Below are 11,731 nucleotides of genomic sequence, written 5' to 3' on the forward strand. Positions count from 1 at the left end.
AGGAAAATGTCATCATGCAACAACAACTCGCCCTCGTCAGTCTGATCGTCCGCGACTATGACGAAGCCATCGAATTTTATTGCCAGAAACTCGGCTTCCGGCTGGTTGAAGATACCCCGCAGGGCCATAAACGCTGGGTTGTAGTCGCACCGCAGGGCGACAGTGGTTCGGCTTTGTTATTGGCACGCGCCAGTGATACAGAACAACAAGCGCTGATTGGCCGCCAGGGCGCCGGCCGTGTCTGGCTATTCCTGCAAACTGATGATTTTACACGCGATTATCAACGGATGCTGGCTGCTGGTGTCGTGTTTAACGAACAACCACGCGTGGAAGCCTATGGCACTGTTGTCGTCTTTGCCGACCTGTATGGCAACTTATGGGACTTGATTGAACGGAAAAATAGCTGATATTTTTGTGACAAATCATCGACCTGACTTGGGTTAGTCACATTCCCACTCCTACACTGAGCAGACCGGCAAGTGCGGCCGGGAACTGCAGCCAACAAGGAGTGGTGTGATGGTCGATTCGGTGCTTGTCCAGGTGCGTCATTTATTTCGTCAGCCGCCAACACAGGTGTTTGACCATTGGCTGGCCGAGCATCAGGCCGGCCGCTGGATGTTTGCCACGCCCCATGGCCGGATGCATCATCTCAAACTCGAACTCGCGCCCAATCATCAATTCCGCGTGACCGAACAGCTGCAGGGCCGTACCTGGGTGCACACCGGGGAATATCACCAAATCCACAAACCACACTTATTGTTATTCAGCTGCACCACCAGTGGCACCCAACCTGGGCGGGGTGAACCCGACATGGTACAAATGCAGTTTCAATCACATCCTTTGGGCTGTGAGCTGGTACTCAGTCATCAGACATCAGGTCAATGGGCGCCGTTTCGACAGCAATTAATTGAAGGCTGGACCCACATTTTTGCCGGGCTGATGGCTGAACTGAATGACCGCGAATACCAGCCTGGCGAGATCCTGAATTAAGGTGCGGGGCGCGCTGGCCTTGGCTATAATCGCCGCTTTTGCGCCAGCCCCGGAGATCAGATGTATCGTTGCCCCCTTTGTGCTGAAACACTGCACCAGCAAGCGAACGCCTGGCGTTGTCAGCATGGTCACCAGTTTGATATGGCGCGGGAAGGTTATGTCAATCTGTTGCCGGTGCAACAAAAGAAGTCACTGGATCCGGGCGATAATGCCGAGATGATCCAGGCCCGCCGCGCCTTTCTGGACGCCGGCCATTATCAGTTTCTATCAAATGCGATTAATCAGCAGCTCACTACTGTGCTACCAAGCATGGTGCAACAGGGCCCTGCTGCGCTGCTGGATATTGGTTGTGGTGAGGGGTATTACAGTGCCGCACTTGCTAATGCGATTCCTGGGTTAACCGTTTATGGCCTCGACATTTCCAAAACCGCAGTCCGTTACGCCGCTAAACGCTACAAACAGCTCCGTTGTTGTGTCGCCAGCAGCTATGCCCTGCCGTTTACTGATGGTGCTTTTGCTGCACTGTTACGCATTTATGCCCCTTCTGATGCCGTGGAAATGGCGCGGGTACTGCGTCCGGGCGGCTATTTGTTGACTGTAAGTCCGGCACCCGAGCATTTGCTGCAGTTTAAGCAACAAGCTTACAACGAAGTCCGGCTGCATGCGGATACAGTGAAAACTGAAGCAGGCTTTAGCCATTGTCGCCGCGAGCGCTTGCAAAGTTTGTGGCAAGCGCCTGATGCAGCAGCGATGCTGCAGCTGATTGAGATGATCCCGCTGGCCTACAAGCTCAATCCTCAGATGCGCGAGACGCTCTGCCAGCAATTGCCGGCGATCCAGCTGGATTTTTATCTGGACTTGTACCTGAAAGACTAAAGAGGTCGGTCCGTATTGCGCGGACGAAGGGACTGAAGGCGCTACGTCAAACCATTGTGGTAGCGCCTGTGTGTCACTTTTTTGCTGTGGCGTTTTTCTGAGCTGTTTTTTTCGCTGCCGGTTTCTTCTTCACCGGTGGTTTCTGCGTCTTTTTAGTCAGCTTCTTCACCGGCTTTTTACCGGCTTTTTTCGGCGGCACCGGCACGGCTTGCGCCGGTGTATCCAGCATTTGATGCCAGAAGTAACTGCCAAGTTCAGCAACCGCATTGGTTTGGGCATTCACCAACACGGCCACGCCGAGGCCTGCTTCCGGCGAATACGACATGTCCGTGCGATAGCCGCGGACCAGACCGCCATGGTGATACACTTTATGCTGACCAAACTGGTAAATCCGCAAGCCCAGACCATATTGCGCCGTACTGACATAAGGCCCATAAGTACGGCCTTGCAGGTTGTCCGCCGTTTTCACGCGCGGCGTTTGCAAATCGTTGAGTACCGCTGCAGACAGCACCGCCGGCCGGTGGCCGAGCCGTGCAATCAGCCATTTGCCCATATCCATCGCGCTGGCATTGACGCCTGCGGCCGGATTGACCCGGTAATAAGTCGGCACCACTTTGGTTTCGGCCCAGCCTTTGCGCGTGCCGATATGCGGCATGGCGCGGTTTTTACTGGCCAGAAAGCCGGCATAACCGACACTGGCGGTGTGCATTTGTAACGGTTTAAAAATGCGCTGGTCCATCAGCTTTTCATAAGGCAGACCTGTGGTTTTCAGCAGCACGGTTTCAATCTGGCTGAATAATACGTTCTGGTAGCCATAACAACGACCAGGCACACAACGTGGGTTGATATTCTGAAATTTAGGCAGGATTTGTGCGGGTGTCTGACCTGCTTCAATCAGCTCGTCAAACGCATTGTCGACTAAGCCGGCATTCTGGCCCAGCAAGTGTTCGACTTTCAGCTGCGCCGTCATCGCCTGACTGCGGAACTGCAAACCCGGCACGTAGCGGGTGACGCGGTCATTCCAGTCAAAACGGCCTTCATGTTCCAGTTGTGCTGCTAATGCACCCGCAAAGGTTTTCGATACTGAAGCCAGACGGAAAATCGTATTGGCGTCGACCGGCGTTTTGCTGCCGACGGCACGCACGCCGTAAGCACCAACCCGAACAATTTTATCATTTTTAACAATGACATACACGGCACCGGGCACCCGATTTTTTGTCATTTTCTGCTGAAATTCGCGATGAAACTGATTGGCGAATTCGTCGATCGAAGGGGCAGCCAGCACAGAACCCGCCCATAAAAACAGGCCTGCGACTGCAGTAAATTTCCACATAGATGAATATCCTGTCCCGCGGTCACAGCTGGGCAGCTCAGGCCTGCCGGAGAGCACTGTCACAACAAAATCAGTTTTTTGTTGTTGCCAATGCCTGCAACATCTGCGGGATCACTTGCTGAATAAAATGCGCTTTTTGCGCCTCACTGACCAGTTCCGGTTGCCAGTCACCCGAAATATAAGGTGTTAAAGCCGGGCCAATCGCATAACAGAATGCCGAATACCACTGCCCTGCTGCCTGTACCCGCACGGCTTTTTTTACATAATGACCGGAATCGATTTCTTCAAAGAAATCCAGCGCTCTGACGGCGTCAGGACCGACATTCAGCAGCAGTTTACCCTGCTGGACACGCCCCGGCGCTTCGGTTAACACAGGCACAGGTGCATCAAGCGGGCTTTGACTGAGGCCACGGCGCTGATGGTCCGCCAACACGGCATCGAGCATTTGATAACGCTCGCCGGCGATCGCTTCGACAATCTCCGGAAACATCAATAAGCCGTAGACGAAAATATGCTCAGTTGGTTGCATCCGGTGCTCCTCCAGCCAGATCCTGCCAGGTCAGAAACAACCGCAGGTCAAGTTCCAGTTGATGATACTGGGGTTCCATATGCTGACACAATTGATAAAACGCCTTGTTATGATCTTTTTCCCGCAAATGCGCTAATTCATGGACCACAATCATTTTCAGCAGTGGCATCGGCAAGGTTTTTAACAGGCTAGCTACGCGAATTTCATTTTTGCTTTTCAGCGCTTTACCCTGCACCCGACTCACCTGGCTGTGCAGCCCAAGCGCGTTATTGACGATATGAATTTTAGGGTCAAAACAGATTTTGCTGATTGGCGCTGAGCTACGCATAAACTGCTGTTTCAGCGCCATGGTAAATTCGTAGAGGCGGGCATCCGACTGAATGTCGTGGACAGTATCCGGATAGCGTTTTTTTAATGAGCTGCCGAGAGTGCCGGCCTGCACTAAAGCCCGAACCTGCTGCTGGATCGTTTCCGGATATTGCCGTAAATAAGGTAAATCCACCGGCGCTTTGCCCCTTTGTTACTACGCTGCGAGTGTTGCTGCGAATGCCAAAAACACTATTGTACCCGCCGCGCCAGCGCCGACCAAGCCAACCTGTGTTGGGGCAGCGGTTAGATCGCACAGTGCGGCGCTTCAGTAGCTGGCTTCAGCGCCAGAATTTGCCCCTGCGCACCTGTGGTAAGCAACAAATAACGACTCTGTTCCAGCATCTGCCATTGCTGTTGATCCGCTTGTTGCTGTTTGAGCGCCGCCAACAAATCGGCCTGCACCTGCACTTGTAAATGATCGCAACTCTGTAACTGCCAGCCGTCTGCCGTGGACTCGCGCCAGACTGACACCGTGCGGGCCACCTGTTGCTGGCTGCGCAGATAATCCTGATACACCAGCTGATATTGCTGTTGTCGTTGTTGTGTAGCAGTCGGCGCCGATGCCACCGGTGCAGGCTGGTGTAAGTCAGAAGCCGGCGACAGTTGATGGACCTGAATGGTATATAAACCTTGTTGCTGCTGTTCAATCTGATATATCAACTCAGGCGGCGTTAACCAGACCACCAACACCAGAACACAGGCAGCCAGCGCGACCACTTGTTGCACACCGCGTTGCCAGTGCCCGCTGCGGCGTAGCGGTTTTTCCTGCAATACCAGCTGCTGCAATGCCAGACGCTGTGCACTATCCAGCCGATGGTGCTGCTTGCTGTGCTGATGCCACTGCCGTAGCGCCTGGTCCAGCTGTTGCGCGGCAATGCTTTCCGTGGCGGCCGGACTATCGGTACCGGGTTCCTGCGGTACAGGAACTGATTTATCTGTGCTCATCGCTCTCTTCCTCAGCCGGCGTCAGCCAGTGTTGCAATTGTTGCCGCGCATACCGGAGCCGGGTTTTTACCGTTTCAGCACCGGCACCGGTAATTTCACTGATTTGAGCCAGCGAAAAATCTTCCAGTTGCAGCAGCAAAGCTTCACGTTGCACCGCAGGTAAACGTTGGATCGCCTGGTCTAAATCAGCAAGTTGTTCGGCCTGCAGCAATTGTTGTAGTGGTTTTGCTGCCGGATCCGGCAGTTGCTCCAGCAGCTCCTGCTCGGCTTGCGGCCTTTGCCGGCGCCACTCATCAATCAGCAGATTGCGGCCAATGCTGAACAACCAGGTTTTGACTGAACTTTGCCCCTGATAACTGCCGGCATGCAGCATTAACTGGATCCAGGCTTGCTGACTCAGATCCTGCGCCATTTCAGCATCACTTTGTTTCAGCAAGAAATGATACAAAGCATCGGCATAGCGTAAAAATAACTGCTGTAATAAGGCCGGATCAGGCTGTTGTTGATACTGCAGCAACAACAACCGGCTGTCAGTCTGCAGCATACCGGCCATTTGCGGGCGCCCCAGCAGCGCCAACCGCCCCATCCACTTCCATCCCATACAACATCCCCCTGCCATCAAGCGCTGCCAACAGCCACTGCGACTTGCGCTGGCATCAGATCATCTTTAGCCTTGCTGATCAAGCCGGAAGTCCAATTGAACCTCCAAATCACTTTGCGCAACGGCACGGCCATTTTCAAGTTTTGGCTGATATTTCCAGTTCTTCAGTGCGCGCATCGCTTCCTGATCAAACACCCGTCTTGGTTCGGCGGCCAGCACCTTCACATCAGTGACCCGGCCGTCTGCGGCGATGTTAAAACGCAGCCGGACCCAGCCGTTCACCCCATCCCGGGCAGCTGCCGGCGGATACTTAGGCTCAATCCGCACAAGCGGGGTGGCAGCTTTATCATGGCCCGCCGGAGTCTCTAATGTCGGCCCTTGTAATGACATCACCGGCTGTTGGGCGCTGATTGGCACATCCAGCAAATCTCCCGGTTCAGCTGATGTTGGAACCGTAAGCTTTGGTATCAGCTGTGGCACCGGCGGCGGCGGGATCTCGCGGATGATTTTTTTCGCAGCAGATTCCTCTCGCGGCACCAACGGGGTGACATCGAACACGGTATCGACCTTCGCTGTGATCGGCGCTGTAGACTGAACAAGCTGCGCCATCAGCTGAAACAAGGCAAAGCTAATCAGTGCAGCAGTGAGGGTCATGGTCAGGCCCCGTCCAAGCGCTGGCAGCGGAGTTAACGGCTGCGAATCATGCTGCTGATCCAGCAGTACGGCAGAAACTTGAGGATTGTCTCGCATTGAAATGGTTGTCATGATGCTACTCCAAGAAAAGCGCGTTTTAGCGCGATGCGAAGCCTGATGCTCCGGTGTCAGAGATTGGACGCAGCAGAAAAATAAAAGGGGTGAACATGGTGTTAAAATTTTTTCACGCGGTCAAAACCATTAGTACAGGTTTCATATTGAGTGCGCTTTGGCTGCCCACAGCACAGGCCGCTGATATCCAGCAGCTCTATCTGGTCCGGCATGCTGAAAAAGCCGATCTCAGCAAAGACCCGGTGCTCTCTGCCTGTGGTCAGGCACAAGCCACTGCGTTGGCGACCTTATTACAGGATGTGAACTTGCCGTTGTTGTACCACAGCGGGTATCAGCGCACACAACAAACTGCAGCAGCCAGCCTGAAAGCGGGTCGGCAGCTCCAGCAGTATGATGCAAAAGATTTACCGGCACTGGCCGCACAACTGCGTAATACCGAAGCTAACGCGTTGGTGGTCGGTCACAGCAACACCACGCCACAACTGGCAACGTTATTGAGTCAACTGGCTGCACCGGCGCTGCAGGAAGATGATTATGGCCGGATTTATCAGCTGACCCGCGCCGGTGAGCAATGGTCGATGCAAATTCTGCAACTGCCTCTGCCAGCACTTTGCCAGCGCTAACGTCTGTCAGTCGCCATGACGCTGCAATAGCACCAGCACTTCGGCGTGTTCTGTATGCGGAAACATGTCAAAGAGTTGCGCCCGCTGCGGCTGATAGGCCGCCAAATTTTGCAGGTCCTTTGCCAAAGTGATGGGATTACAGCTCGAATATAACAGCGCTTTGGGTTTTAACGCGTCTATGCGCTGGCATAGCGCCTCCCCCAATCCCCGGCGTGGCGGATTGACGACCAGTAAGTCAGGCGCCTGTGCGGCCGCATCAGCAAAAGCTGTGGCATCCAAGGCGCGAAAATCAATACTGACACCGCGCTCACGAGCAGCCCGGCCGGCACAGTCAATGGCAGGGGCCGAGATTTCGATACCGGTGACCTGCACTTCAGGTGACGCCAAATGCAACGCAAATCCGCCGACGCCACAAAACAAATCCCAGATCCGGGCAGGCTTTAGCGCAGCAGACCAATCACGGGCGGTTTGATACAACGCAGCGGCAACATCACTATTGGTCTGGAAAAAGCTTTGCGGCTGCAGATAAAGCACCACGTCATTCAGTTGCTGGCGCAGCATCGCTTCTGCGCTCAGCACAAATTCCTGCTCCCCTTCCAGGATCGCCTTGTGCTGCGGTTGCAGATTCACCGTGACAACCTTCAGGGCTGGCCATTGCTGCTGTAGGGCCGGCAGATGCTTGCGGATCGCGGCCAGATGATGTTGTGAGCGCAAGACAAACCGCAGTAACCAACCATCCAACTCGCTGTAACTGAGCAAGATAAACTTCAGCTCACCGCGCCGGCTGTCCAACTGATAAGGTTCCATGCCGACTAAGCGGATAAAATCAACCAGATCGGCAAAAGCTTGCTGAAAACTAGCTGGATAAAGTTGGCAAGCAGTCAGGTCGACCTGATCTTCCCCATTGAGGATCCCGAGTACCGGTGCCTGGCTGGTTCCCATCACCACCATTTTGGCTTTATTGCGGAAATGCGCAGTCTCGCTTGGGCACGGCAGCTCTAGCGGCAGCCCCGGGAAAATCTGCTGTAGTAGCGCCTGTTTGCGCTGCAACTGCTGCAAATAGGATTGATGGATATGCGGGCAAGACACACACTTGCCACTGGCAAAAGCTTCGCAGTACAAATTACGGATCCGATGGAGGTCAAAGTGGCAATATTAGCAAAACCACCGCCGGGTCGCATGGAATAATCGGAAAAACCAACACAGGCCACAAACCGGCAAAGTGTTGGCTGCAGCAACAAAAAAGCCCCGCATTAAAATGCGGGGCTTTTCGCTGAATATGGCGGAGAGAGAGGGATTCGAACCCTCGTTAGGGGTTAACCTAAACACACTTTCCAGGCGTGCGCCTTCAGCCACTCAGCCATCTCTCCGGGACTTGCCGAAGCAAGCGCCGACATACTAGGTAAAATCCCATGCCTTGGCAACTGGAAATTAGCCGCGCGGCACTATTCGCTGTATTTTTCAGCAGTTTCGCAGCGCTTTGATTCTTCAGGCATTGCCTTTGACAGCGACCTTATTGGTTTTGGCAAAACCTAACATCCGGTTTAAAGGCACCAACGCCTGTTCACGTAAAGCGGCATCGACAAAAATCTCGTGACCTTCGCCATCCGTCAGCGCGGCTTCAATCGCCTGTAGGCCATTCATCGCCATCCATGGGCAATGCGCACAGCTGCGGCAAGTGGCACCATTACCGCCCGTGGGTGCTTCGATAAAAGTCTTGTCTGGCATCGCCTGCTGCATCTTGTAAAAGATACCGCGGTCTGTGGCGACGATGAACGTTGAATTCGGCATGGTCTGACTGGCTTTAATCAGTTGACTGGTAGAACCCACGGCATCGGCCAGGTCGACCACGTTTGCCGGTGATTCCGGATGCACCAGCACAGCAGCGTCCGGATGCTGTTTTTTCAGTTCAACCAGCGCTTTGGCCTTGAACTCGTCGTGTACGATACAAGCGCCTTGCCATAAAATCATGTCCGCACCGGTTTGCTTTTGGACATAAGCGCCCAAATGCCGATCCGGGCCCCAGAGGATCTTTTTGCCTTCACTATCCAGATGCTCAACTACATCTAACGCAATTGACGAAGTAACGACCCAATCAGCACGAGCCTTCACTGCAGCAGAAGTATTGGCATACACCACCACCACGCGGTCTGGGTGCGCATCACAGAACGCAGCGAATGCATCGGCCGGGCAGCCCAGATCAAGCGAACAGGTCGCTTCCAGCGTGGGCATCAAGACGGTTTTTTCCGGATTCAGGATTTTTGCGGTTTCACCCATGAATTTGACGCCGGCAACAATCAGAGTTTTCGCCGGATGTGCGTTGCCAAAACGCGCCATCTCAAGGGAATCTGAAACACAACCACCGGTTTCTTCAGCTAAAGCCTGAATTTCCGGGTCTGTGTAATAGTGCGCGACCAGAACGGCGTCTTTTTGCTGTAACAGGGTTTTAATCCGGGCCTTGTACGCTTGCTTGTCTTCGAAGGACAATGGCACAGGCTTCTTGGGAAAGACAAAATCGAGTTCGTTAAAATGCAGCGCTTGATTCATGCGGATAAACTCCGGGCAGAAAAAGGTGGCGTATTATACACAGCTTTATGGCAGAGAGACACACGCGGGATAGGCTATTCGGTGATTCAAAAAATTGGTGGGTCATGATGGATTTGAACCATCGACCAACGGATTAAAAGTCCGCTGCTCTACCAGCTGAGCTAATGACCCTCATAAGAGGTGTGTCAGATTGGTGGGTCATGATGGATTTGAACCATCGACCAACGGATTAAAAGTCCGCTGCTCTACCAGCTGAGCTAATGACCCAATCTGACTGTCTGAACTGGTGGGTCATGATGGATTTGAACCATCGACCAACGGATTAAAAGTCCGCTGCTCTACCAGCTGAGCTAATGACCCAATTCAGACTAAACTGCGAAAGGTGGTGGGTCATGATGGATTTGAACCATCGACCAACGGATTAAAAGTCCGCTGCTCTACCAGCTGAGCTAATGACCCCTCTCGAGGACGCATATCTTACTTATTTACGCGCACAGTGCAACCAAAATCTGGCAAAAACATCGTTTTCATGTACTGACTGCTTAAAAGTGCGGCACTATGGCGAAGAAGTAACAGATCTGGTCAGTTGATACAATATTGTATCTTCAACACGGGGAGTTCGACAGTGCTGAAAAAATCAGCATTCCGGCAAAAGAGTGAATGATTGACTGCAGGGAAATTCGTCTTTACAGATAAGAAAAAACCGCACTCTGGCGGTTTTATCGGGATTCTAATTTGGCTTTTGCAGTTGTTGCAGCCTTAGATTTTGGAAAACTTTTGATGAGTTGGTTGTAGTATTTTTTTGCAGCTGCAGCATCATTCTGTTTATCAGCGACTAAACCAAGCTTCAATAATGCGTCCGGAACTTTACTGGAGTTCGGAAATTGTTTTACCACACGCTCATAATGCGTTTTGGCTTTTGCGAATTCGTTTTTCTGATAATACAGCTGCCCTAACCAATAATGAGAGGTAGATGTGTATTCAGAGTTTGGGTAATTCTGGATAAACTCTTCGAATGCCGGGATCGCCGCAGTATAGTTGCGGTCTTTCACAACATAATTGATGGCCTGCTCGTAAGCCTGCGCTTCGGTTAAAGCACCACCAGTTGTAGGTTGTGGTGTTGGTACTGCAGATTCCGCTGCAGCAGCCTCATCGGCTGCTACAACGGCTGCAGGATTGCCCGCCGGCACTACGGCTTCTGGTTGTTGCGCAGGGCCCGTCGTCTGTGAAGACGTCGTACCCGCTGCTGCACCACCGAGTCGGCGGTCAATTTCCTGATAGATATCCCGCTGCTGCTGTAATATCTGTTCTAATTTGTATGAGTGCTCTTCCGTCGTCCCGCGTAACTCACTGACTTCTGTTAACAAAGTCTCGAGCTGTTGTTGCATTGAAAGCTGAGCAGCTGCCCTGGCCTCAACTACACGCTCCAAAGCAGCAAGCCGCTCTGAAACTGACCCGCTGCGAACAGCAGTCTGTGTAGAAATACCCTGAGCACTGCTGCGGCTGAGATCTGCTACAGGAGCAGGATCAGCAACCACAGCGGTTGCAAGCAATGTTAATACAGTAACAAACGACGTCTTAACGGTCATGCAAACTCACAACTTAAATTAGTAAACCAGAACAGCGCGACGGTTTTTAGCGAATGATTCTTCGGTGTTGCCAGCATCAACTGGTTTTTCTTCACCGTAGCTCACTACTGACATCTGACCAGCAGCAACACCCAGGTTTTCTAGGTATTTCTGAACTGATTGACCACGACGCTCGCCCAGTGCGATGTTGTACTCTGGAGTACCACGTGCATCAGTGTGACCTTCGATAGTTACAGAGATAGTTGTGCGAGCACGCAGGAATGCAGCGTGTGCATCCAGAACTGAAGCGAATTCAGAACGGATATCAGACTTGTCGAAGTCGAAGTAGATAGTGTTTTGCTGACGCAGGGCTTCTAATTGCTGACGCAGTTGTTCTGCATCGCTCATGCCTTGATCTGCAACTACTGGCTGAGTAGCGTTTGCGTTTGCATCGCCAGCGTCAGTTTCATTGTTAGAGCTACATGCAGCTAAAGTCAGCACTGGCACAGCAACTAACAAACCTTTTAAAACTTTATTTAAGTTCATGATGTTGTCCTTAGTATTACGATTTAACCAAATTTTTGT

14 protein-coding genes and 5 tRNA genes are annotated in these 11,731 nt (G+C 52.6%); 4 read left to right on the forward strand and 15 right to left on the reverse strand.

Going from position 1 to position 11,731, the window contains the following annotated elements; genetic code table 11:
- Positions 1-14: 14 nt before the first annotated feature.
- From ATY27_RS00735 to rlmA, 3 genes are all read left to right on the forward strand, one after another.
- Complete coding sequence (locus ATY27_RS00735) at positions 15-407, forward strand: VOC family protein (protein ID WP_208932242.1); 393 nt, start codon at positions 15-17, stop codon at positions 405-407.
- 109 nt (positions 408-516) lie between these two features.
- On the forward strand, positions 517-990 hold the full coding sequence (locus tag ATY27_RS00740; protein WP_208932243.1) for an SRPBCC domain-containing protein: 474 nt from the start codon (positions 517-519) through the stop codon (positions 988-990).
- Positions 991-1,050: 60 nt separating this feature from the next.
- Positions 1,051-1,866: a 23S rRNA (guanine(745)-N(1))-methyltransferase gene (rlmA, locus tag ATY27_RS00745; RefSeq protein ID WP_208932244.1), complete on the forward strand. Its 816-nt coding sequence runs from the start codon at positions 1,051-1,053 to the stop codon at positions 1,864-1,866.
- Between the two features lie 73 nt (positions 1,867-1,939).
- Here the strand turns inward: rlmA and ATY27_RS00750 are convergent, their stop codons facing one another.
- From ATY27_RS00750 to ATY27_RS00775, 6 genes are all read right to left on the reverse strand, one after another.
- The gene (locus tag ATY27_RS00750) at positions 1,940-3,199 is read right to left on the reverse strand and encodes a serine hydrolase domain-containing protein (protein ID WP_208932245.1); all 1,260 of its coding nucleotides are present in this window, start codon (positions 3,197-3,199) and stop codon (positions 1,940-1,942) included.
- A gap of 70 nt (positions 3,200-3,269) precedes the next feature.
- Complete coding sequence (locus ATY27_RS00755) at positions 3,270-3,728, reverse strand: gamma-glutamylcyclotransferase family protein (protein ID WP_208932246.1); 459 nt, start codon at positions 3,726-3,728, stop codon at positions 3,270-3,272.
- Positions 3,715-4,230, reverse strand: coding sequence for a M48 family metallopeptidase (locus tag ATY27_RS00760; RefSeq protein ID WP_208932247.1), 516 nt, complete (start codon positions 4,228-4,230; stop codon positions 3,715-3,717). Before ATY27_RS00760 ends, ATY27_RS00755 begins: the two co-directional genes overlap by 14 nt.
- 110 nt (positions 4,231-4,340) lie before the next feature.
- Positions 4,341-5,042, reverse strand: coding sequence for a hypothetical protein (locus ATY27_RS00765; protein ID WP_208932248.1), 702 nt, complete (start codon positions 5,040-5,042; stop codon positions 4,341-4,343).
- Positions 5,029-5,643: a sigma-70 family RNA polymerase sigma factor gene (locus ATY27_RS00770; RefSeq protein ID WP_208932249.1), complete on the reverse strand. Its 615-nt coding sequence runs from the start codon at positions 5,641-5,643 to the stop codon at positions 5,029-5,031. Before ATY27_RS00770 ends, ATY27_RS00765 begins: the two co-directional genes overlap by 14 nt.
- Positions 5,644-5,709: 66 nt before the next feature.
- Positions 5,710-6,408, reverse strand: a complete 699-nt coding sequence (locus ATY27_RS00775; RefSeq protein WP_208932250.1) for an energy transducer TonB — start codon at positions 6,406-6,408, stop codon at positions 5,710-5,712.
- A 95-nt stretch (positions 6,409-6,503) separates the two neighbouring features.
- Between ATY27_RS00775 and ATY27_RS00780 the strand changes: the two genes are divergently transcribed.
- Positions 6,504-7,031 carry a phosphoglycerate mutase family protein gene (locus ATY27_RS00780; protein ID WP_208932251.1) on the forward strand — a complete coding sequence of 176 codons (528 nt, stop codon included), beginning with the start codon at positions 6,504-6,506 and terminating at the stop codon, positions 7,029-7,031.
- Positions 7,032-7,037: 6 nt separating this feature from the next.
- Here ATY27_RS00780 and rlmC read toward each other — a convergent pair whose 3' ends face one another.
- From rlmC to pal, 9 genes are all read right to left on the reverse strand, one after another.
- On the reverse strand, positions 7,038-8,153 hold the full coding sequence (gene rlmC, locus ATY27_RS00785) for a 23S rRNA (uracil(747)-C(5))-methyltransferase RlmC (RefSeq protein WP_208932252.1): 1,116 nt from the start codon (positions 8,151-8,153) through the stop codon (positions 7,038-7,040).
- A gap of 158 nt (positions 8,154-8,311) precedes the next feature.
- A tRNA-Ser gene (locus tag ATY27_RS00790) sits at positions 8,312-8,401 on the reverse strand.
- Positions 8,402-8,519: 118 nt separating this feature from the next.
- Positions 8,520-9,578, reverse strand: coding sequence for a quinolinate synthase NadA (gene nadA, locus ATY27_RS00795; RefSeq protein ID WP_208932253.1), 1,059 nt, complete (start codon positions 9,576-9,578; stop codon positions 8,520-8,522).
- 95 nt (positions 9,579-9,673) lie between these two features.
- Positions 9,674-9,749 (reverse strand) — tRNA-Lys (locus ATY27_RS00800).
- 20 nt (positions 9,750-9,769) lie between these two features.
- Positions 9,770-9,845, reverse strand: a tRNA-Lys gene (locus tag ATY27_RS00805).
- Between the two features lie 17 nt (positions 9,846-9,862).
- Positions 9,863-9,938: transfer RNA gene (locus tag ATY27_RS00810), tRNA-Lys, on the reverse strand.
- Between the two features lie 23 nt (positions 9,939-9,961).
- Positions 9,962-10,037, reverse strand: a tRNA-Lys gene (locus ATY27_RS00815).
- Positions 10,038-10,297: 260 nt separating this feature from the next.
- Complete coding sequence (gene ybgF / locus ATY27_RS00820; protein ID WP_208932254.1) at positions 10,298-11,167, reverse strand: tol-pal system protein YbgF; 870 nt, start codon at positions 11,165-11,167, stop codon at positions 10,298-10,300.
- Between the two features lie 18 nt (positions 11,168-11,185).
- Positions 11,186-11,692, reverse strand: coding sequence for a peptidoglycan-associated lipoprotein Pal (gene pal, locus ATY27_RS00825; RefSeq protein ID WP_208932255.1), 507 nt, complete (start codon positions 11,690-11,692; stop codon positions 11,186-11,188).
- Between the last annotated feature and the right edge of the window lie 39 nt (positions 11,693-11,731).

The organism is Rheinheimera sp. F8, assembly GCF_001518915.1.